This window comes from Pseudomonas pharyngis (assembly GCF_021602345.1).
Lineage (GTDB): Bacteria > Pseudomonadota > Gammaproteobacteria > Pseudomonadales > Pseudomonadaceae > Aquipseudomonas > Aquipseudomonas pharyngis.
In genome coordinates this window covers 1-19889 of the sequence record NZ_BQID01000019.1, presented here as the reverse complement: position 1 = coordinate 19889, position 19889 = coordinate 1, and the positions used below count along the sequence as shown (strand labels likewise).

General features: G+C 60.1%; 22 protein-coding genes and 1 pseudogene. 9 read left to right on the top strand and 14 right to left on the bottom strand.

Annotation, left to right across the window (positions count from 1 at the left end; genetic code table 11):
* Positions 1 to 35: 35 nt before the first annotated feature.
* The gene (locus L6D74_RS26630) at positions 36 to 1208 is read right to left on the bottom strand and encodes an aspartate aminotransferase family protein (protein WP_236191085.1); all 1173 of its coding nucleotides are present in this window, start codon (positions 1206 to 1208) and stop codon (positions 36 to 38) included.
* Positions 1209 to 1310: 102 nt separating this feature from the next.
* Between L6D74_RS26630 and L6D74_RS26625 the strand changes: the two genes are divergently transcribed.
* The 4 genes from L6D74_RS26625 to L6D74_RS26610 all read left to right on the top strand — a co-directional run bounded on the left by L6D74_RS26625 (position 1311) and on the right by L6D74_RS26610 (position 4132).
* Positions 1311 to 2216, top strand: coding sequence for a LysR family transcriptional regulator (locus tag L6D74_RS26625; protein WP_064599264.1), 906 nt, complete (start codon positions 1311 to 1313; stop codon positions 2214 to 2216).
* A 45-nt stretch (positions 2217 to 2261) separates the two neighbouring features.
* A complete protein-coding gene (locus L6D74_RS26620; RefSeq protein ID WP_236191084.1) occupies positions 2262 to 2666 on the top strand; it encodes a GNAT family N-acetyltransferase in 405 nt (134 codons plus the stop codon).
* A gap of 63 nt (positions 2667 to 2729) precedes the next feature.
* Positions 2730 to 3254 carry a hypothetical protein gene (locus L6D74_RS26615; protein ID WP_236191083.1) on the top strand — a complete coding sequence of 175 codons (525 nt, stop codon included), beginning with the start codon at positions 2730 to 2732 and terminating at the stop codon, positions 3252 to 3254.
* Between the two features lie 173 nt (positions 3255 to 3427).
* Entirely contained in the window at positions 3428 to 4132 is a 705-nt protein-coding gene (locus L6D74_RS26610; RefSeq protein WP_039765656.1) for a hypothetical protein, read from the top strand.
* A 70-nt stretch (positions 4133 to 4202) separates the two neighbouring features.
* Here the strand turns inward: L6D74_RS26610 and L6D74_RS26605 are convergent, their stop codons facing one another.
* The 9 genes from L6D74_RS26605 to hmpA form a co-directional block, all read right to left on the bottom strand.
* Positions 4203 to 4694, bottom strand: coding sequence for a RidA family protein (locus tag L6D74_RS26605; RefSeq protein ID WP_064599271.1), 492 nt, complete (start codon positions 4692 to 4694; stop codon positions 4203 to 4205).
* A gap of 230 nt (positions 4695 to 4924) precedes the next feature.
* Positions 4925 to 5812, bottom strand: a complete 888-nt coding sequence (cyoE, locus tag L6D74_RS26600; protein WP_039765651.1) for a heme o synthase — start codon at positions 5810 to 5812, stop codon at positions 4925 to 4927.
* A gap of 10 nt (positions 5813 to 5822) precedes the next feature.
* A complete protein-coding gene (gene cyoD, locus L6D74_RS26595) occupies positions 5823 to 6158 on the bottom strand; it encodes a cytochrome o ubiquinol oxidase subunit IV (RefSeq protein WP_007956718.1) in 336 nt (111 codons plus the stop codon).
* Positions 6158 to 6784, bottom strand: coding sequence for a cytochrome o ubiquinol oxidase subunit III (locus L6D74_RS26590; RefSeq protein WP_007956720.1), 627 nt, complete (start codon positions 6782 to 6784; stop codon positions 6158 to 6160). The genes cyoD and L6D74_RS26590 overlap by 1 nt, the downstream gene beginning before the upstream one ends.
* 3 nt (positions 6785 to 6787) lie before the next feature.
* Positions 6788 to 8818: a cytochrome o ubiquinol oxidase subunit I gene (cyoB, locus tag L6D74_RS26585; protein ID WP_236191082.1), complete on the bottom strand. Its 2031-nt coding sequence runs from the start codon at positions 8816 to 8818 to the stop codon at positions 6788 to 6790.
* Between the two features lie 3 nt (positions 8819 to 8821).
* A complete protein-coding gene (cyoA, locus tag L6D74_RS26580) occupies positions 8822 to 9763 on the bottom strand; it encodes a ubiquinol oxidase subunit II (RefSeq protein ID WP_011335843.1) in 942 nt (313 codons plus the stop codon).
* Between the two features lie 825 nt (positions 9764 to 10588).
* Positions 10589 to 11098, bottom strand: a complete 510-nt coding sequence (locus L6D74_RS26575; RefSeq protein ID WP_007956723.1) for a disulfide bond formation protein B — start codon at positions 11096 to 11098, stop codon at positions 10589 to 10591.
* Between the two features lie 25 nt (positions 11099 to 11123).
* Positions 11124 to 11684, bottom strand: a complete 561-nt coding sequence (locus L6D74_RS26570; RefSeq protein WP_236191081.1) for an ester cyclase — start codon at positions 11682 to 11684, stop codon at positions 11124 to 11126.
* Between the two features lie 210 nt (positions 11685 to 11894).
* Positions 11895 to 13076: an NO-inducible flavohemoprotein gene (gene hmpA / locus L6D74_RS26565; RefSeq protein ID WP_236191080.1), complete on the bottom strand. Its 1182-nt coding sequence runs from the start codon at positions 13074 to 13076 to the stop codon at positions 11895 to 11897.
* Between the two features lie 163 nt (positions 13077 to 13239).
* Here hmpA and norR point away from each other — a divergent pair, with 163 nt between their 5' ends.
* From norR to L6D74_RS26540, 5 genes are all read left to right on the top strand, one after another.
* On the top strand, positions 13240 to 14796 hold the full coding sequence (gene norR / locus L6D74_RS26560) for a nitric oxide reductase transcriptional regulator NorR (RefSeq protein ID WP_236191079.1): 1557 nt from the start codon (positions 13240 to 13242) through the stop codon (positions 14794 to 14796).
* A 147-nt stretch (positions 14797 to 14943) separates the two neighbouring features.
* Positions 14944 to 15846 carry a chemotaxis protein CheV gene (locus L6D74_RS26555; RefSeq protein WP_011335848.1) on the top strand — a complete coding sequence of 301 codons (903 nt, stop codon included), beginning with the start codon at positions 14944 to 14946 and terminating at the stop codon, positions 15844 to 15846.
* A gap of 27 nt (positions 15847 to 15873) precedes the next feature.
* On the top strand, positions 15874 to 16332 hold the full coding sequence (locus tag L6D74_RS26550; protein WP_236191105.1) for a GNAT family N-acetyltransferase: 459 nt from the start codon (positions 15874 to 15876) through the stop codon (positions 16330 to 16332).
* A gap of 61 nt (positions 16333 to 16393) precedes the next feature.
* Positions 16394 to 16711 carry a hypothetical protein gene (locus L6D74_RS26545; RefSeq protein WP_011335850.1) on the top strand — a complete coding sequence of 106 codons (318 nt, stop codon included), beginning with the start codon at positions 16394 to 16396 and terminating at the stop codon, positions 16709 to 16711.
* Between the two features lie 87 nt (positions 16712 to 16798).
* Positions 16799 to 17548 (top strand): YkgJ family cysteine cluster protein, encoded by a 750-nt coding sequence (locus L6D74_RS26540; RefSeq protein WP_236191078.1) that lies wholly within the window; start codon positions 16799 to 16801, stop codon positions 17546 to 17548.
* On the opposite strand, the gene L6D74_RS26535 is transcribed toward L6D74_RS26540, so the two are convergent.
* The 4 genes and pseudogenes from L6D74_RS26535 to L6D74_RS26525 all read right to left on the bottom strand — a co-directional run.
* Positions 17545 to 18609: a methyl-accepting chemotaxis protein gene (locus L6D74_RS26535; protein WP_373874492.1), complete on the bottom strand. Its 1065-nt coding sequence runs from the start codon at positions 18607 to 18609 to the stop codon at positions 17545 to 17547. The two genes, L6D74_RS26540 and L6D74_RS26535, sit on opposite strands and share 4 nt — an antisense overlap.
* Before the next feature lie 243 nt (positions 18610 to 18852).
* Positions 18853 to 19134 (bottom strand): annotated as a pseudogene (locus tag L6D74_RS30245) (PAS domain-containing protein); the annotation flags it as partial.
* A gap of 147 nt (positions 19135 to 19281) precedes the next feature.
* Positions 19282 to 19509 (bottom strand): hypothetical protein, encoded by a 228-nt coding sequence (locus L6D74_RS26530; protein WP_236191075.1) that lies wholly within the window; start codon positions 19507 to 19509, stop codon positions 19282 to 19284.
* Positions 19510 to 19643: 134 nt separating this feature from the next.
* The coding region (locus L6D74_RS26525) for a DUF6124 family protein (RefSeq protein ID WP_236191073.1) at positions 19644 to 19889 on the bottom strand (246 nt) is incomplete at its 5' end.

Below are 19889 nucleotides of genomic sequence, written 5' to 3'. Positions count from 1 at the left end.
AAAAACGGCAGCCATTTCAGACGCAAGCGGGAAAATCAGCTCTCGCCCAGCGCTCGCGCCACCCCTCTGGCAATCATCCCCACCTCCCGCTCATCAATCGTCAGCGGCGGCAGCAGCCGGATCGTCTTGCCGCGAGTGACGTTGATCAGCAGTCCATGATCCCGCGCGGCAATCAATGTCAGGTCGCGGATCGGCTGTTTGAGTTCGATGCCGATCATCAGCCCTTGTCCACGAATCGCCAGCACATTCGGATTGTCTGCCAGCTCTGCACGCAAGCGGGTCAGCAGGCGCTCACCCTGGACCCTGGCATTTTCCAGCAGGCCTTGTTCCTCGATGATCTCGAGCACGGTGCAGCCCACCCGACACGCCAATGGATTGCCGCCGAAGGTGCTGCCGTGGCTGCCGGGGGTGAACAGATCCGCCGCTCGGCCCCGTGCCAGGCAGGCGCCGATCGGCACGCCGTTGCCCAGGCCCTTGGCGAGGGTCATGACGTCGGGAATGATACCTTCGTGCTGGAACGCGAACCAGCGGCCGGTGCGGCCGATGCCGGTCTGGATTTCGTCGAGCATCAGCAGCCAGGCGTGACGGTTGCACAGCTCGCGCAGGGCCTTGAGGTAGCCGGGCGGCGCCAGTTGCACGCCGCTTTCACCCTGAATCGGCTCGACCAGAATCGCCACGATCCGCTGGCCATGCTTGCGCTGTACCTGCTCCAGCGCCTCAAGATCGCCGAACGGAACCTTGACGAAATCCCCGGGCAACTCATTGAAGCCCAGGCGCACCGCCGGGCCATCGCTGGCGGACAAGGTGCCGAGGGTACGCCCATGAAACGCGTTGGCCATCACCACCACCAGCGGCTGCTCGATGCCTTTGCGCCAGCCGTAAAGGCGCGCCAGTTTCAGTGCGGTTTCATTGGCCTCGGCACCGGAGTTGTTGAAGAACGCCCGCTCCATCCCCGCCAGCCGCGTCAGCTTCTGCGCCAGCGACTGTTGCCAGTCGATGCTGTAGAGGTTGGAGGTGTGCAGCAGCAATCCCGCCTGCTCGCTGATCGCCGACACAATGCGCGGGTGCGAGTGACCGACATTGGTCACCGCCACGCCCGCCACCGCGTCCAGATACTCGCGGCCCGCCTGATCCCAGAGTCGGGTGCCCAGGCCCTTGATGAAGCTCAGGTCCAGCGGTTGATAGGTGTTCATCAGGGCGGCGGTCATGTCGGCAAACTCCAGCGAGGTGAGAGGTGCTGGCAGTATGGTTATCCACCTGAACTGGATAAACTCGGCAAAACTTCAATCATTTAAAAGCCGGACTTGATAATGGATCTGTTCCAGTCGATGAGCGTGTACGTCAAGGTTGTGGAGTCCGGCAGCATGACGGCGGCCGCGCTGCAGTGCGAAATGTCCACGACCATGGTGGGCAATCACCTGCGGGCACTGGAGCAACGGCTCGGTGTGCAATTGCTGCAACGCACCACCCGCCGCCAGCGACTGACCGAGTTCGGCAGCGTTTACTACCAGCGCTGCCTGGAGGTATTAGGTCTGGTCGCCGACTCCGAACGGCTCGCCGAACAGACGCTGGATGAACCGCGCGGCATCCTGCGGGTGACCGCGCCGCTGACCTTTGGCGTCGAACGCCTGGCCCCGGCGCTCAGCGAGTTTTCCCTGCAATGTCCGCAGGTCAAACTCGACGTGATCCTGACCAACCGTCGCCCGGATCTGTTGGAAAGCGGTCTCGACGTGGCCTTCCGACTGGGCCACTTCGACCAGTCCAACCTGATCGCCCGCCCGCTGATCGACTACACCCTGACCGTCTGCGCCTCCCCGGAATACGTTGCCCGACGCGGCATGCCGCTCACGCCTGAAGAACTGCGCCAGCACGACTGTCTGTCCTTCGCCTACCCCGCCGGCGATGACTGGCAATCGGTGGAAAAGCAGTGGCGCCTCAGCGGCCCGGACGGGGACATCATGGTCGACGTCAAAGGCCCGATGCTGATCAACAGCTCCGCCGGCCTGCATCAGGCCGCGCGCACCGGCATGGGCATCGTGATGCTGCCGGATGCACTGGTGGAACAGGACCTGCGCGACGGCCGACTGGTCGTCGTGATGCCGGACTACCAGCCGCCGAACCGCCCGATGCATCTGCTTTACGCGCCGGATCGCTATCGGCTGCCGAAACTGCGTCGCTTCGTCGAGTTCGCCATGCAGATGTGGGGCAGGCCGTAAGCAACGCGACTACTGTTGGAAATACACCAGGGACGGGATGAACAAATGAACAAAGACATTTCAATACGCGACCTCATGCCCACGGAAGTGGAGGCAGCAAGGCAGTTTCTCGAGCGGCACGGCTGGGCTCATCGCACCGGCACCGCCGAACATTTCGCACAACTCATCCAGAACTCCCAACGCACTGCCGTTGCATTGAGCAGCCAGCAGGTTGTCGGTTTCGCCCGTGGCATCACCGATGGTTTGTCCAACGGTTACCTGTCGATGGTCGTGGTCGACGGGCAACACCGGCGCGCGGGAATCGGGCGGGCGCTGGTCGAACATGTGATGGGCGACGACACCGATATTACCTGGGTTCTGCGTGCCGGCCGCGAAGGTGCGGAAGCGTTTTTTGCCAGTCTGGGGTTTGAAACCTCGGTGATCGCGATGGAGCGTTTGCGACTGAAATAGCCGACGATTACCGTGACCCCGACTATGCTCCACCCTCCTCCTTTTCAGCATGGATGCTGCGCAATGCTCACGATTCTGCAAAACACTCCGATACGGGTTTACCTGATTTTTCTGCTGGTGGTTTATTTCGGCATCAAGTCGTTTTCTCCCCGACGCGAGAGTCGTGTCTCGATGCTGATAACGCCCCCGGCGTTTTTGGCATGGTCGCTGTACTCACTGAACCTGACGATCAACCCCGGCCTGTTTTTCAGCACCTGGTTCGCCGCGCTGTTGCTGGGCAGCCTGTCGGCCTGGCTGGTGTTCTCCCGCCGGGGCGTGGTGCTCGACGACTCCGCGACAGGCCTGATCATGCCGGGCACGGTAAAAATCCTGATCATGTACCTGATGTTCTTTTCTGCGAACTACTACTTCAATTATCAGCATGACGTGCATCCGGAGCGTTCCGCGTCCCCGGACCTGCTGTTGCTCAAGTCGATTATTTCGGGGTTCCTGGGCGGCCTGATCAGCACCCGTTCGTTGAAGCTCTACTGGACACTGCGTGCTCTGGCGTCCCGGCGGTTGCCGAGGAATGTCGTCGCCAATGAATAAGGCACAGCGCTCGCGGTGCCGGATTACTCAACACAAATCATCCGGATAAATAATCGGCACCGCCGGCCCCTTGCTCCGTGACAACGCTGCCGCGCTCCCCTAAATTAGTCGGCCTGAAAAAGCCCCCAGCGCTTTCTCGTCTCATCTCAAGTTAAAAAAGTAGTGAAATTTCAATGTCCGATTTCAACACCGCTGAATCCGTAGTCACTCTGTCGTCCAAAGCGGAATACGAAAACTCCATCAATCTTTCACAACACATCCCACAGGCGAAGATCATCAGCGAGATGGTGCTGGACGCGTTCCAGTCGAGCCGCGAAAGCGATCAGATCCGCGAACTGCGCGCCGCGATCCGTCAGGCCCACGACCGCTTCGATGACGACCAGGCCTATGAGCTGATGGGCGAACTCAAGCGCCTGAAGGACGCCGAAGCCGCCGACATCGCCGCCCTCGAAGATCTGAGCAGCAAATTCCCGATCAGCCGCATCCTGTCCAGCTTCAAGGACGATCCGGCGTTCCAGGAAATCGTCTATGGCCTGGCCCTCAAGGTTCTGAACCAGACCCATCAGGCGATCAGCAACCCGAGCGGCGGTAAGAGCAAGGCTGCACGCGCCAAGAAAGACGTCGAAGTGTTCAGCATCAGCAAGGACGGCATCAGCGTGACCCTGCCAATGCGCACACCGCGTTCGCGCCTGAGCGTGGATCGCGAGGCGCTGGAATTCCTCGGCTTCACCTTCGTCGGCGAAGGCGATGAGGCGGAAATCGAAGGCGAAACCTTCGTCGACAACGCCGGCACCGAACACGCGATCAACCGCAAGAACATCATCACCGCTCTGCAGCAGCAGACCGCGTTTGATGGCTACAGCATCGCCGCCCAGTAATACCGGGCGCTGACAAAAAAGCCCCGCACTGAAATTCAGGCGGGGCTTTTTGTTGTGCGGCTTTCAGCGATTACGCCGAAGGATGCACTGCGGCGATCATATCGACTTCGATGGCTGCGTTTTTCGGCAACTGATAGACGCCGACGGTGGTGCGGGTGTGTCGCCCGACATCGCCCAACACATAACTGAACACATCCGACGCGCCATTGGCGACTTCGCTGAGGTCAACGAAATCCGGCGTGGACTTCACGTACACCGTGACCCGCAACAACGACCTGACCTTGTCCAGCGAACCGACCGCATCGACGATAAAGGCCAGACAGCGCATCGCACTGATGCTTGCCGCCGCCTGCGCATCCTTGAGCGTCAACTCCTGCCCCACTCGCCCTGGATACTGAATCCTGCCCTCGGTGCGCGGCACCATGCCGCTGATGTAGATCTCATCGCGATGACGGATCAACGGCGCGTAATTGCCACCCACCGTGTTCTCGCCATTGATGTCGTAGTTCAGCTCTTTTGCCAGGGCAATGAATCGCTCGTCGCAGGTCATCCTCTCAGTCATTTCGCCCAGCCTCTTGATCGATGCATGAAGTTGGATCCGAATCTAGGGCTTTTGCCTGTTGATCGCAACCTGTCGATTTCTAGCTAGTCGTTTCGAGGGAATGGCTGATTACCGCACCCCTTTGGTAGCGAGGCTGTTCACGACAAAGGACGTCGTTTCTCGATCATCCGAGCAACAAAAAACCCCGCTCATCTCTCGATGAACGGGGTTTCTCGTACAACGTTCGAACCTTACGGCGCGTACGTCAGCAGCAGCTCGGTCGGCACCTTGAAGTCCAGGGACATCATCACGCTCAGCGCGGTGATGGTGAAGATCGAGAACACGAACAGCTTGCGTGCCCAGACCGTGTCATCCACCGCCTTGTAGCCGGTCCAGGCCATGTACAGCCAGTACATGCCCATGGCCGCGGCGACGGCGAGGTAGCTCATGCCGGCGTAACCGCTGAAGGTCAGCATCAAGGTCGCCACGAGGAACGCCAGGATGTAGAACAGGATGTGCTTCTTGGCCACCTGGATCCCGCGCTTCACTGGCAGCACCGGAATCGATGCGGCCAGGTAATCGTTGAAGCGGAAGATCGCGATGGCGTAGGAATGCGGCATCTGCCACAGGCTGAACATCACCAGCAGGGTCAGCGCGGCCATGTCGAAGCTGTTGGTCACGGCCACGTAACCGATCACCGGAGGCATGGCGCCCGACAGACTGCCCACCAGCGTGCCGTGAACCGACTTGCGCTTGAGGTACAGGCTGTAGAAGCCGACGTAGATGATGAAGCCGATCACGGCGAACAGGGCAGCCAACGGGTTGGCCACCTTGTACAGCAACGCAACGCCGGCGACACCCAGGACGGTCGCATAGACCAGGGCCAGTTTCAGGGAGATCAAGCCCTGAACCAGCACCCGGTTCTTGGTGCGCTCCATCTTCAGGTCGATGTCGCGGTCGATGCAGTTGTTGAACACGCAACCGGAGGCCACAACCAGGGAAGTGCCGATCATGGCTGCAAGAAACACGGCCAGATCGACATGCCCTTTCGAGGCCAGGAAGAACCCGCCTGCCACAGAAAGCACGTTACCGAAAATGATCCCCGGTTTGGTGATTTGGATAAAGTGCTTGAGCGACATCGGGTTTACCTCACTTCGCCATCATGTAGGTGTGGATGCTGAACATGATCCACAGCGACAGACCGACCAGCAGCACGATCACGATGGCCGTAAAGACGAACGCAATCACGTTGTTACGTTGAGCGATGGAACGGTCCAGGTGCAGGAAGTAATACAGGTGAACGATCACCTGGATCACGGCGAACAGCAGGACGATTGCCAGCGTCGTCGACTTCGGCAGGGTCGGGAACATCACCAGGCCGAACGGGATGACGGTCAGGATTACCGACAGGATGAAGCCAATGGCGTACGACTTTACGCTGCCGTGGCCAGCATCATGGCTGTCATGGGAGTGTGCATTAGCCATTACAGAGTCCCCATCAGGTAAACAACGGTGAATACGCAGATCCACACCACGTCCAGGAAGTGCCAGAACAGGCTCAGGCAGCTAAGACGGGTCTTGTTGGTCGCCGTCAGGCCGTGCTTGTTGACCTGGTACATCATGATGCCCATCCAGATCAGACCGGCGGACACGTGCAGACCGTGGGTACCGACCAGCGTGAAGAACGCCGACAGGAAGCCCGAACGGCTAGGACCGAAGCCCTCGGAGATCAGCAGGTGGAACTCGTTGATCTCCATGGCGATGAAGCCTGCGCCGAGCAGGAAGGTCATGAACAACCAGCCCAGAACCTGCTGCTTTTTACCCTTGTACAACGCCAGCATGGCGAAGCCGTAGGTGATCGAACTGAACAACAGCAGAGCGGTTTCGCCCAGCACGTATGGCAGTTCGAAGATGTCGTGGCCCGACGGGCCACCGGCGACGTTGTTTACCAGTACCGCGTACACCGCGAAGATCGACGCAAACAGAATGCAGTCGGTCATCAGGTAGAGCCAGAAACCGTATACGGTCATCTCGCCCGAGTCGTGGTGATGGTCATCGTGCCCATGGTCATGACCATGGGCGTGTCCAGCATTGGTCACTAAGTTCGACATTGTTTAAGCCTGTTCCAACTTGGTTTCAACACGGGTTGCGGAAGCAGGGATCTTCCCGGCCGCTACCAGACGCTTGTGCTGCTCGGCTTCGATGCGCTCGATTGTTTCAACCGGCACCATGTAGCCCTGATCGTCACGTGCTGCGTGGATCACGAAGTAGATGACAGTGCCGGCCAGGCTGGCGATCGCCAACCACCAGATGTGCCAGATCATCGCGAAACCGAACACGGTCAGCAGTGCGCCCATCACCACGCCAGTGGCGGTGTTGTTCGGCATGTGGATCGGTTCGTACTTGGCCGGAGCCTTGTACGCGGTACCGTTTTCCTTGGCCTCGGTGAACGGATCGATGCAGTCTGCCTTTGGCAGTACAGCGAAGTTGTAGAACGGAGGTGGCGACGAGGTCGACCATTCCAGGGTATGGGCATTCCACGGGTCACCGTGTTCGCACATGTTTTCCGGTTTCTTGCGGTCACGCACCGACACGTACAGCTGGATCAGCTGGCAGGCGATACCCACAGCAATCATCACCGCACCGAACATGGCAACGTACAGGTACGGTACCCACTCAGGGTTGGTGGTGGCGTTCAGACGACGGGTCATGCCCATGAAGCCCAGAGCGTAGAGCGGCATGAACGCGACGAAGAAGCCCGAGATCCAGAACCAGAACGCTGCTTTACCCCAGCCTTCATGCAGCTTGAAGCCGAACGCTTTCGGGAAGTAGAAGCCGAAACCTGCGATGTAGCCGAATACCGCGCCGCCGATGATCACGTTGTGGAAGTGCGCGATCACGAACAGGCTGTTGTGCAGAACGAAGTCAGCACCCGGGATGGCCAGCAGTACGCCGGTCATGCCGCCGATGGCGAAGGTCACCATGAAGCCCAGGGTCCACAGCACCTGGCTGGTGAAGCGCAGACGGCCCTGGTAGATGGTGAACAGCCAGTTGAACAGCTTCACACCCGTCGGGATGGAAATCAGCATCGTCGCCAGACCGAAGAAGGCGTTGACGCTGGCACCCGAACCCATGGTGAAGAAGTGGTGCAGCCAAACCATGAAGCCCAGTACCGAGATCGCGCCCGAGGCGTAGATCATCGAGTGGTGGCCGAACAGTTTCTTGCCGGTGAAGGCCGAGATGACTTCCGAGAAAATGCCGAACGCCGGCAGGATCAGGATGTAAACCTCAGGGTGGCCCCATGCCCAGAACAGGTTGACGTACATCATTGGATTGCCACCAAGTTCATTGGTGAAAATGTGGAAATCCATGTAACGGTCAAGGGTCAGCAGTGCCAGGGTAGCGGTCAGGATCGGGAACGAAGCCACGATCAGAACGTTTGCCCAGGTGCAGGTCCAGGTGAAGATCGGCATGTCCATCAGCTTCATGCCAGGGGTACGCATTTTCAGCACGGTCGCGAGGAAGTTAACCCCGGTTAACGTTGTACCCAGACCCGATAGCTGTAGCGCCCAGATGTAGTAGTCCATCCCCACGCCAGGGCTGTATTGCAGACCCGACAGCGGTGGATAGGCAACCCAGCCGGTCTTGGCGAATTCGCCGACGCCCAGGGACAGGTTGATCAGCACGACGCCGGACACCAGCAGCCAGAAGCTCAGGGAGTTCAGGAACGGGAACGCAACGTCACGCGCGCCGATCTGCAGCGGCACTGCAAGGTTCATCAGGCCGGTGAAGAATGGCATCGCCATGAAGATGATCATGATCACACCGTGAGCGGTGAAGATCTGGTCATAGTGTTCAGGTGGCAGGTAGCCAGGCGAACCCTCGGTGGCCATGGCCAGCTGGGTACGCATCATGATGGCGTCGGCAAAACCGCGCAGCAGCATGACCATGGCGACGATGATGTACATCACGCCGATTTTCTTGTGGTCGACCGACGTCAGCCACTCGGTCCACAGGTAAGTCCACTTCTTGAAGTAGGTGATTGCAGCGAACAACGCCAGACCACCGAGCGCGATCATCGAGATGGTGACCATCACGATCGGCTCGTGGAAAGGGATCGCTTCCCAACTTAATTTACCAAACATCGTTTACTCCTCTGCCCCGGCAGCTGAATGCGAATTCGAGTCCATATCCGTTGCCGCCACTTCTTTCTCTTTCTTCTCGTGCTTCAGCGGCTTGCCTGGTTTCATGCCTTCGTACTTGTCGACGATGGTCTGGAACAGGTTCGGCGTGACCGAGGAGTAGAGCTCGACTGGATTGTTCTGGCTTGGCTTGGCAAGGGCTGCGTATTCAGCGGCTTCAAGCTGTTTAGGTGCCTTTTTGACTTCACTTACCCAGGCGTCGAAATCTTCCTGAGAAGTTGCGATCGCTTTGAATTTCATACCGGTGAAACCAGCGCCGCTGTAGTTGGCGGAGATACCGTCCATTTCAGCGTTGCGGTCAGCGATCAGGTGCAGCTTGGTGGTCATGCCCGCCATCGCGTAGATCTGGCCGCCCAGGCCCGGGATGAAGAACGAGTTCATCACCGCGTCCGAAGTGATCCGGAAGTTAACCGGGGTGTGCGCCGGGAACACGATCTTGTTGACCGTGGCGATGCCCTGTTCCGGGTAGATGAACAGCCACTTCCAGTCCAGCGCGACCACTTCGATGGTCACCGGCTTGACGTCGGATTCGATCGGACGATACGGATCCAGCGAGTGGGTCGACTTGTAGGTGATGTAACCCAGGGCAATGATGATCAGGACCGGGATGGTCCAGACTGCCACTTCGATCTTGGTCGAGTGCGACCACTTCGGGGTGTAGACGGCGTTCTTGTTGGAGGCGCGGTACTTCCAGGCGAACAGGAAGGTCATGACGATGACCGGCACAACGACCAACAGCATCAGCAGCGTGGCGGTGATGATCAGGTTGCGCTGTTCCAGGCCGACCTGGCCCGTTGGATTGAGCAAGGTCATGTTGCAGCCTCCCAGCAACAACGTGCCGAGCAGCGGCACTAGGCCTAGTAATCTGGGGTACCTGTTTTTACTCATCTCACGACCTCTAAAGCAGCTTGCGCAATGCAGTTGGGTTTTGATCGCCAACACTTCACCCTGCCAAGGGTTGGCATTTTCTTTGGATTGAATAAGGGCCGCCCGTCGCGCGTCAGACGCTCGACAAAACCTGGGACAGCGGTCAGTTCTTATTCGAATTCGTGGTCAAAGGCCTTGTTACAGACCAATTCCATTTGGTGCGGAAAGTTGGAAAGGCACCGACACCTGGGTGTCTCGCAAGCCTCTCGGCTGCCCGACACCCGACTTCCTGCTCGCCTCCTTAATAAAGGCTGAACAGTGCCGGGAATTCAGTGCGGGCGATTGTAGATAGGTAGCGCCCTATACACCATGTCTTATCCCGAAATAATTTTTATCGCTCAGAGCAACAATCCATCGTTTTTTTTGCAAAAGTGACCCATGTTATCGAAATCGATTCTCAACAAAAACACCAAAAAATGTAGGTCTATCGGCCTCAGTTCAGACAGCTCCGAGGGCTTTTTCCCACGGCGCGATCCGCGCAAAGCCCGATATGCCAAGGCTTTTGGCCATCTGTCAGAGTCTGTTAAAACTGCCTGATCCGGCACTCCCGTGCAAAAACCAAAAAACGCTGAAACAGACCAATCCTTTTTTGTAACAGCACTCCAATCCGGGCCTGTGAACCGCGCTGCGACTGGGCGCGTGTGACAACATGTCGCACACCTGTCGCACCCTTCCTTGCCGTTCGTCACGGTGTTTTCACCAAGACCCTGAAATGCAAAACGCCTCGATTTGCGTCACCGCAAATCGAGGCGTTTGTATTATCGGCGCAGGCGCCGAAAAGTTGATTCAGCGCAACGCTTTTCGGTTACGCGAGGTCAGCAGCGGCACCAGAATCACCACCAGCACAAAGGCCACGAGCGCCCATTGCGCCAGCGACAGGCCGAGGATCGGCGGGTACGGCGTCGAGCAGAAACCGTCAACCTGGAAGCCCAGCGGGAAGATCTTCGCCAGCGGCAGGTCATCGACGATCGGCTGCAGCACATCGATGCCGCAGCTCACCGCCGGATAGAACTGGGTGTATACGTGATGCCCGGCGACGCCGGCCCCGGCGATGGCACAAATCACCACCAGCACCTCGAACACGGTGATGCTGCGCCGGGTGCGCATGGCCGCGCCGATGAACGCGAACAACGCGATCAGCAGTAACGCATAACGCTGCAGGATGCACAGCGGGCACGGCGCCTCGCCCAGCACGATCTGCATGTACAGCGCGCCACCGATCAGCGCCAGGCAGATGATGCCCAGCAACACCAGATAGCGCCGTTCACGTCCCAATCGAATCGTTTCCTCGCTCATCGCGTTTCCCTTTCAAGTCCATGGTTCAGCTGGCCGGCGGCTGCGCTTGCAGTTGCGCCATCAGGCTGATGTTGTCTTCGATATGCCAATTGGCCGCGATGCGACCGTTGTCGATCTGATAGATATCGGTTGCCCGGAAGTCTACACGCTGGCCCTGCCCATTGAGAGCCTTGAACGTGCCGGTGAAATGCCCGCGAAAGTGCAGGTGCACCACCACGCGATCCCCGGCGACGATCATTTGCTCAATCTCGCAGCTCAAGTCCGGCACCGCCGTGCGAAAGAACCTCGACGCCAGCAGCGGCCCGATCGGCCCCTGCACCCGGCCTTCCGGCGGGGTCTTGTCGACGAACTGCGGCGACAGGGCGGCGGTGGCCAACGCCTCTTCGCCCGTGTTCCAGAAACTGCCGTAACGCCGCGCCGCCAGCTCCATCGCATCTCGCTGCGCCTTGGGCAGGCTCTGATCGACGATCAGGGTCTGGGGTTCGATCAAGGCGGATTCGGCGAAGGCGAACGGACTGGACAGCAAGGCAACCGACAGGCCCAAAGTGGCCAGGCTGAAACGACGGGAAGAGGCGAAGTGCGACATGGGGACGATCCTGATCATGTAAACGAACGAGCGCCTATCATCAGCATCGGGGAATAAACGATAAACCGGTTAAGAAACGATTAACCTTTAAACAGAATTTAAGAATCAGGGCCGTGTAACGGCCAATCGCTGGCAAGCCCGCTCCCACATTGAAATGCATTCCAATGTGGGAGCGGGCTTGCTCGCGAATGAAGGCGACTCGGTTCCGAATTATTCCAAAGCAGCCGCCGGCCCGAAGAACTCATACCGGCTCTGCTTCTCAGGCACGCCCAGCGCCTTCAGGTGACGCTTGATCGCCCCCATGAAGCCTTTCGGCCCAAGGAAGTAAGCGTCCACATCACGCTCCGACGGCAACCACTCGCCCAGTTGCTCTTCACTCAACAACCCGACCTTGTCCGCCGCCGGGCTCACGCCGTCATCTTCGGCGTAGCAATAGAAGCGCTTGAGCTGCGGATGGCGCGCGGCCAGCCCGTCGACCCAGTCACGAAACGCATGCACGCTGCCGTTGCGCGCACTGTGAATGAAGTACACCGGACGCTCGGTTTCCAGTGCCGCTTCCAGCATCGCCAGCGTCGGCGTGATACCGACGCCGCCGCTGATTAGCACCAGCGGTTTATCACTGGCGGTCAGGGTGAATTCGCCCGATGGCGGGAACAGTTGGATGCTGGAACCGACATGCAACTGATCGTGCAAATAATTGGAAGCTCGACCACCCGGTTCACGCTTGACGCTGATGCGGTACTGACCTTTGTTGGCCAGGGCCGACAGCGAATAGTTGCGGCGGATTTCCTCACCGTCGAGCACCAGCTTCATGCCGATGTACTGGCCAGGTTCGGCTGCGAGGATCGGGCCTTTGTCCGCCGGTTCAAAGTAAAACGAAATGATTTCCGCGCTCTCCTCGACCTTGGCCGCGACAATGAACTCCCGCGCCCCGCGCCAGCCGCCGACGGCTTGTTCTTTCTGGTCATAGATGGCGGTTTCGGCGCCGATCAGGATATCGGCCAACTGCCCGTAGGCCGCGCCCCAGGCGCTCATCACCTCCGGGGTGGCGATTTCTTCGCCGAGCACTTCGGAGATGGCGCGCAGCAGGCAGCTGCCGACGATCGGGTAGTGTTCCGGCAGGATCTGCAGCGCAACGTGCTTGTTGATGATCTTGGCAACCAGATCGCCCAACTGGTCGAGTTGATCGATGTGGCGGGCGTACATCAACACACCGTTGGCCAGGGCGCGAGGCTGGTCACCGCTGACCTGGTGAGCCTGGTTGAACAGCGGGCGGACTTCCGGGTACTCGGAGAGCATCATCCGGTAAAAGTGGGTGATCAGCGCTTCACCGCCGCTTTCCAGCAGAGGCACGGTGGACTTGATGATGGCTCGATCCTGGACGCTAAGCATAAGGGTGACTCCTGAGCTTTCTCTAAAAGTGCCTTATCTATTCCAGTATTCGTGCCAACTATTTTTTCTATATAAATCAATAGCTTGAAAATTATGTAGTCAGATCGACACAAGCCACTCTATAGTCGCTTCGACTACAACGTGTCTCTTTGACTACAAGCCTATGTCCGCCAAATCATTGCTCACCGCCCTGCTCCCACTGGTTTCCGACCTGTCCCGCGAACTGCCCGAGGGTGAGCGCTACCGGCGCCTGCTCGAAGCCATGCGCGCCCTGCTGCCCTGCGATGCCGCCGCATTGTTGCGCCTCGACGGAGAATGGCTGGTGCCGCTGGCGGTGGACGGTTTGAGCACCGACACCCTCGGCCGGCGCTTCAAGGTCAGCGAACACCCGCGCTTTGAAGTGCTGTTGGCCGGCCAAGGGCCGACCCGTTTCGCCGCCGACAGCGATCTGCCCGATCCGTATGACGGGCTGGTCGACGGCCTCGACGATCACCTCGAAGTTCACGATTGCCTCGGTTGCCCGTTGTTCGTCGATGAAAAACTCTGGGGCCTGATCACCCTCGACGCCCTCGATCCGGAGCGTTTCGAACCGATCGAACTTGATGCTCTGCAAGCCTTCGCCAGCCTCGCCTCGGCCACTGTGAATGCCGCCGAACGCATCGAACGTCTGGCGATCCGCGCCGAAGACGAACACCAGCGCGCCGAGGTCTATCGCCAGGCCAGCGGCCAGCAGAACCGCGAAATGATCGGCCAGAGCAAGGCGCATAAACGGCTGGTGGAAGAGATCAATCTGGTGGGCGGCAGCGACCTGACCGTGCTGATCACCGGCGAAACCGGAGTCGGCAAGGAGCTGGTGGCCCAGGCCATTCACGCCGCATCAAAGCGGGCCGAGAAACCGATCATCAGCCTCAACTGCGCAGCGCTGCCGGATACCTTGGTGGAAAGCGAACTGTTCGGCCACGTGCGCGGCGCCTTCACCGGCGCCACCAGCGACCGGCGCGGCAAGTTCGAACTCGCCAACGGCGGCACGCTGTTTCTCGATGAAGTCGGCGAGTTGTCGCTGACCGTCCAGGCCAAGCTGTTGCGGGTGTTGCAGAGCGGCCAGTTGCAGCGCCTGGGTTCGGACAAGGAACATCAGGTCGACGTGCGCCTGATCGCTGCGACCAACCGTGATCTGGCCGAAGAAGTGCGCAGCGGCCGCTACCGCGCCGACTTCTACCATCGCCTCAGCGTCTACCCGTTGCGGGTGCCGGCGCTGCGTGACCGGGGGCGCGATGTGTTGCTGCTCAGCGGTTATTTCCTGGAACAGAACCGCTCGCGCATGGGCCTCAACAGCCTGCGTCTGAACAGCGACGCTCAGGAGGCGCTGCTGGCCTACAGCTGGCCGGGTAACGTGCGGGAACTGGAACACCTGATCGGACGCAGCGCACTGAAAGCGCTGGGCAACTGCAAGGTGCGGCCGAAGATTCTCAGCCTCAGTGCGCTGGATCTCGATCTGCCGCGCGAGGTTGTGGATAACTCATCGGCGCCGTCCGAAGCAGCCACCATTCAGCCGTTGATCAGCGGCGACCTGCGCACCGCCACCGAGCAGTATCAGCGGCAGTTGATCAGTGCAGCGCTTGAGCGCAATCGAGACAACTGGGCCAGTGCGGCGCGGGAGCTGGGGCTGGACCGGGCGAATCTGGGGCGGATGGCGAAGCGGTTGGGGATGAAGGGCTGAAATGTGCTTCAAGTTCAAAAGCTCCTTCATCGGAACGCCACCCGACAACTAACCTAAAGCCCAACCTTTTGACGCCGATAACCCGGCATCAATAGTTTCTGGCGACTTCCACCCTCGCCCACCCACCTTTCTCCACAGAAGGTTTTTATGTCTTCCAACAAAGCCCGCGCAGATTCACTTTCGCTTCTGCTGTTTACCTTGCGCAGCGGCAAGCTGATGGCGATCAACCTGCTGAAGGTCAGTGAAATCATCCCCTGCCCGCCGCTGACCAAGCTGCCGGAGTCGCACCCGCACGTCAAAGGCATCGCCACCCTGCGCGGTGCTTCGCTGTCGGTGATCGACCTGAGCCGCGCCATCGGCGAGCGGCCGCTGGAAGACCCGAACGGCGGCTGCCTGATCGTCACCGACGTCAGCCGTTCGAAACAGGGCCTGCATGTGCAGGCGGTGAGCAAGATCGTGCATTGCCTGACCACCGACATCAAACCGCCGCCGTTTGGTTCCGGCGGTTCGCGCGCCTACATCACCGGCGTGACTTCGGTCGACGGCACGCTGGTGCAGGTGCTGGACATTGAAAAAGTCATCCACGGCATCGCCCCGGCACAGATCGAAATGGCCCCGACCGAGCTGAGCATGGAAGACGCCGAAGTGCTGGGCAACGCGCGGATCCTGGTGGTCGACGACAGTCAGGTGGCGTTGCAGCAATCGGTGCACACCCTGCGCAACCTCGGCCTGCAATGCCACACTGCGCGCAGCGCCAAGGAAGCCATCGACTGCCTGCTGGACCTGCAAGGCACGGCGCAGCAGATCAACCTGATCGTCTCCGACATTGAAATGTCCGAGATGGACGGTTACGCCTTCACCCGTACCCTGCGCGAAACCCCGGACTTCGCCCACCTCTACGTGCTGCTGCACACCTCGCTGGACAGCGCGATGAACAGCGAAAAGGCCCGCCTCGCCGGAGCCAACGGCGTGCTGACCAAGTTCTCCTCGCCGGAGCTGACCCACTGCCTGATCGAAGCGGCCAAGCATGTCGCTGCTCAGGGTCACTGAGTCTTGAGCGAGACGTTCTGTTTTCTGATGCGGCGCGACCTGAGCCAGGACGTGCCGACCATCGAATGGCCGAACGGCATCGAACTCACGACTTACAGCGCCGAACGCGCAACCGCCGTGCATGAACTGATGCAGATCGGCTACCGCGAACGCGGTGGCCGGGTGCCGGCGCTGGACGTCTGGCAACAGCGGTTCGAAACCGATCCGGAATACGATCCGGCACTGTGTTTCATCGCCAGCGATGCCGAAGGCGTCATTGGCCTGGCGCAGTGCTGGACCAGTTCCTACATCAAAAATCTGGTGGTGCATCCTCGGGGGCAAGGTCGGGGATTGGGTCGGGCGTTGCTGCTTCATGCGTTCAAGGCGTTTCGGGATCGACGCGAAGGGTTTGTCGATCTGAAGGTGCTGGAGAGCAATCAGCGAGCGCAGCGCTTGTACGAAATGTCTGGAATGTATGTGGTTCGCCGGGAACTGGTGCCGGACTGACAAACTAAAATCCTGCGGCATACTCCAACCTTGGCGATCAACTTCCAAGGATGCCCGAACCATGAAACGCCTCGCCCTCTCCGTACTTTGCCTCATCGCCCCGTTGGCCCACGCCTCCAGCCCCGACGCCTGGGCGGCCTACGACAAAGCCGTGCTCACCAGCTGCACCAAGGCCAGCGGCCTGAAAAACGCCAAACCGGTCGGCAACGCCGCGCAATTCGATGACCGCGTCGGCTACACCGCGCTGTTGCTGCAAGGTCAGTACCCGCAAAAACACATGAAGGGCCAGCAAGGCACCGAGCTGTGTCTCTACAACAAAAAGTCGAAAACCGCGTTCGTCACCGAATGGGACTCGATCCGCCCCACCGCCAAACCCTGAGCGGATGGCGCACAACTTGCTTCACTCCGGGCCTGTACGGCGGCTTTATGTCGCCGATTCACACCCTGATTGAAGATTGCCCGCTCAATGAATACGACCTTTTCCTGCGTAGGCTGCGGCAAATGCTGCACCGATCACCATGTGCCCCTGACCCTGGCCGAAGCCCGCATGTGGGCGGCCGACGGCGGTCAGGTGATCGTGCTGGTGGAGGCGTTTCTTGCCAACGGCCTGGGCCTGCCGGAACAGCAGCGCGAGCATGCACAACGGCGTTCGGCGGTGGTGCGCAGCGGAATGTCCGACGCCCATGTGGCGATCACTTTCGCCGCCTACAACGTCGGCCCCTGCCGGAATCTTGACGAAGACAAGCTGTGCCGCATCTACGAGCGTCGGCCGCTGGTGTGTCGCATTTATCCCGCCGAAATCAATCCGCACATCCCGCTGAACCCTGCCGCCAAGGACTGCCCGCCAGAATCGTGGGAGCAAGGGCCGCAGTTGATCGTCGGCGGTGAGCTGGTGGATCAGGAACTGGTGACGCTGATCCAGCGCTCGCGTCAGGCGGATCGCGATGACATCCGGATCAAGGACGCGATCTGCGGTTTGCTCGGCATCCGCACCACGGCGCTCAAGGGCGATGGGTTCACCGCGTACCTGCCGGACATGGGCGCGTTTGCCTCAGTGATCGATCAGGTCGCGGCGCAGCCATTGAGCGAAGTTTCCAGCGAATGGCTGTTCCATGTCTCCGGCGACAACATTGCCGGGCAAGTGCGGGCGGCCGGGGCACAGGTGGTGTCCGAGCCGCCGCAGACTTACGCATTCATTTCGTTGCGAGCGGCCTAAGCGCCCTGCCGCCGCCCCCAGAACTCCCGCGCCAGCGAACGCAAATCCCCCGCCAGCCCCGCCACATCCTGTGAGTTGAGCTGGCTCTGGCGCCCTTCATCCACCGTCAACTCGCACGCCGTGCGAATACTGACGATGTTGCGGTTGATGTCCTCGCTCACCGCGCTCTGCTCCTCGACCGCTGCGGCAATCTGCAGACTCATCTCGGTGATCTGCTCGACCCGCCCGCTGATTCCGTCCAGTGCCCGGGCCGCACGCTGGGCCTGTTCGACGCTGTTATCCACATGCTCACTGCTCTGCTGCATCACCAGCACCGCATCCCGCGCGCCGTTTTGCAGGGTGCTGATCATCCGTTGAATCTCGTTGGTCGACTGCTGAGTACGCTGAGCCAGACCACGCACCTCATCGGCCACCACCGCAAACCCGCGCCCGGCATCCCCGGCCCGCGCCGCTTCGATCGCCGCGTTGAGCGCCAGCAGATTGGTTTGCTCGGCGATGCTGCGAATCACCTCCAGCACCCCGGAAATCTCGCTGCTGTGGCCTTCGAGCTGATGAATCACCTCGGTCGCCCGCCCCAACTCCTCGGCCAGCCGCAACACTGCACTGCGACTCTCGCCCACCAGCAGATGACCTTCACGGGTTTCCGTACCCGCCATGTCCGCCGCCACCGACGCCTGCTGCGCATGGCTGGCCACCTCGGCCACACTGGCCGCCATCTGATGAATCGCCGCCGCCACCTGATCGGTTTCCGCCTGCTGCGCCAACGTGCTGGTGTGACTGCTGTGCAGATGATCCACCAATTGCGCCGCATGCCCGGCCAGCCGCTGCGATGCATCACCGATCCGCCCCACCACCGCGCCGACCTGCGCTTCAAGCATCTGCAAGGCAAACTCGATCTGCCCGAACTGATCCCGCCGCCCGGTATAAATGCCCTGACTCAACGGGTTGTCGGCAATCCCTCGCGCCCGCTCGGTCAGACGCTCCAGCGGCCGCAATAGCCAACCCACGCCCAAGGCACACGCGCCGCTGCCGACCACCAGCGCAGCAGCTTCGATGCCCATGGACTCCGGCCGCAGCCAGGCTTCCATCCCCAGCACCAGCGCCAGCACCGAACTGGTCAACGCCATGATCTTCGCCCGCAAACTCAGGCTCGGCAGCCGCGGCCACCGCGCCACCCGCCCCTCGCGCAACTGCGCATACGCCCGCTCCGCTGCCGCAATCTGCCGCGCATCCGGCCGCGTGCGCACCGACTGATACTCCACCGCCGCACCGTTCTGCGTGACCGGCGTGACATAGGCACTGACCCAGTAGTGATCACCGTTCTTGCAACGATTCTTGACCAGCCCCATCCACGACCGCCCACCCTTGAGCGTCTGCCACATATGGGCAAACGCCTGCGCGGGCATGTCCGGATGGCGCAGCAAATTGTGTGGCGCACCCAGCAGCTCGTCGCGGCTGTAACCGCTGATCCTGATGAAGTCGTCGTTGGCGTAGGTGATCGCGCTGGTCAGATCGGTGGTCGAGAGAATGTTCGCATCCGGCGCAACATCGACGTTGCGCCCGGTCACCGGGAGATTGATCTTCATGGAAAGCGCGCTCGTTTTATTGGAAAGAGTCGGCAGGGCTGCTGACTCTAAGCGCACTAATCGGTTAAACGTTGATCTGGCTCAGGAACTGAGCAATTAGCCATCACTGTGACCGAAAATCACAGCGACGGCCGAGGCGGGAATGAATCAGCGCTTGCCCATCGAACGGCGAGTACCCGACGGCGCCACACCCGGCATCTTGGCGTGACGATCACCGTCCTTGCCCTTGAACTGCGGCTGCTTGGCCGCTTTGGCCGCCGCCAGCTCACCTGGTTTGAACGGAAACTTGAACGCAGGAATGGTCGGCTTGGATTCGCCGGCCTCGGCCAGCTCTGCCGGGACATCGCTCACAGCGTTGTCGATTGGGGAAGTCATGAAAGCTCCGCGAAGCAAAAAGTCCGGCCCGGTGGACGAGCCGCGAAAGCGCGCAGTATACCTGCGTATGCGGAGTTTAAAGAGTCCCCAAAAGGGTACGACCGGTGCCTTTTCGGGACTCTTCGACTAGCGGATCACGTTTGCGGATCAACCCGATCCAGCGCCCTGTTCACCGCCAACTCGGCCAGCATGATGATCTGCTGGATTCCCAGCGCCGTACTGCGCTGCGGGCCCGAAAGCTCATTGGCGAAGTTGCTGGCAATGGTACTGGCCGACGCCAGGGATTCGCAGGCATTGGCCAGCAGGCTTTCGGTGTCGACGTTAGGAGTGACCATGTACATCGTGCTCGGGCGAGGTTTGGCAGGGTTGGGGCAGAGGTA

What these genes read in the sequence shown, in the direction of transcription:
- L6D74_RS26630 (WP_236191085.1), bottom strand. Translation starts at nt 1,208, where the DNA reads ATGACCGCCGCCCTGATGAACACCTATCAACCGCTGGACCTGAGCTTC.
- L6D74_RS26625 (WP_064599264.1), top strand. Translation starts at nt 1,311, where the DNA reads ATGGATCTGTTCCAGTCGATGAGCGTGTACGTCAAGGTTGTGGAGTCC.
- L6D74_RS26620 (WP_236191084.1), top strand. Translation starts at nt 2,262, where the DNA reads ATGAACAAAGACATTTCAATACGCGACCTCATGCCCACGGAAGTGGAG.
- L6D74_RS26615 (WP_236191083.1), top strand. Translation starts at nt 2,730, where the DNA reads ATGCTCACGATTCTGCAAAACACTCCGATACGGGTTTACCTGATTTTT.
- L6D74_RS26610 (WP_039765656.1), top strand. Translation starts at nt 3,428, where the DNA reads ATGTCCGATTTCAACACCGCTGAATCCGTAGTCACTCTGTCGTCCAAA.
- L6D74_RS26605 (WP_064599271.1), bottom strand. Translation starts at nt 4,694, where the DNA reads ATGACTGAGAGGATGACCTGCGACGAGCGATTCATTGCCCTGGCAAAA.
- cyoE (WP_039765651.1), bottom strand. Translation starts at nt 5,812, where the DNA reads ATGTCGCTCAAGCACTTTATCCAAATCACCAAACCGGGGATCATTTTC.
- cyoD (WP_007956718.1), bottom strand. Translation starts at nt 6,158, where the DNA reads ATGGCTAATGCACACTCCCATGACAGCCATGATGCTGGCCACGGCAGC.
- L6D74_RS26590 (WP_007956720.1), bottom strand. Translation starts at nt 6,784, where the DNA reads ATGTCGAACTTAGTGACCAATGCTGGACACGCCCATGGTCATGACCAT.
- cyoB (WP_236191082.1), bottom strand. Translation starts at nt 8,818, where the DNA reads ATGTTTGGTAAATTAAGTTGGGAAGCGATCCCTTTCCACGAGCCGATC.
- cyoA (WP_011335843.1), bottom strand. Translation starts at nt 9,763, where the DNA reads ATGAGTAAAAACAGGTACCCCAGATTACTAGGCCTAGTGCCGCTGCTC.
- L6D74_RS26575 (WP_007956723.1), bottom strand. Translation starts at nt 11,098, where the DNA reads ATGAGCGAGGAAACGATTCGATTGGGACGTGAACGGCGCTATCTGGTG.
- L6D74_RS26570 (WP_236191081.1), bottom strand. Translation starts at nt 11,684, where the DNA reads ATGTCGCACTTCGCCTCTTCCCGTCGTTTCAGCCTGGCCACTTTGGGC.
- hmpA (WP_236191080.1), bottom strand. Translation starts at nt 13,076, where the DNA reads ATGCTTAGCGTCCAGGATCGAGCCATCATCAAGTCCACCGTGCCTCTG.
- norR (WP_236191079.1), top strand. Translation starts at nt 13,240, where the DNA reads ATGTCCGCCAAATCATTGCTCACCGCCCTGCTCCCACTGGTTTCCGAC.
- L6D74_RS26555 (WP_011335848.1), top strand. Translation starts at nt 14,944, where the DNA reads ATGTCTTCCAACAAAGCCCGCGCAGATTCACTTTCGCTTCTGCTGTTT.
- L6D74_RS26550 (WP_236191105.1), top strand. Translation starts at nt 15,874, where the DNA reads ATGCGGCGCGACCTGAGCCAGGACGTGCCGACCATCGAATGGCCGAAC.
- L6D74_RS26545 (WP_011335850.1), top strand. Translation starts at nt 16,394, where the DNA reads ATGAAACGCCTCGCCCTCTCCGTACTTTGCCTCATCGCCCCGTTGGCC.
- L6D74_RS26540 (WP_236191078.1), top strand. Translation starts at nt 16,799, where the DNA reads ATGAATACGACCTTTTCCTGCGTAGGCTGCGGCAAATGCTGCACCGAT.
- L6D74_RS26535 (WP_373874492.1), bottom strand. Translation starts at nt 18,609, where the DNA reads ATGGGCATCGAAGCTGCTGCGCTGGTGGTCGGCAGCGGCGCGTGTGCC.
- L6D74_RS26530 (WP_236191075.1), bottom strand. Translation starts at nt 19,509, where the DNA reads ATGACTTCCCCAATCGACAACGCTGTGAGCGATGTCCCGGCAGAGCTG.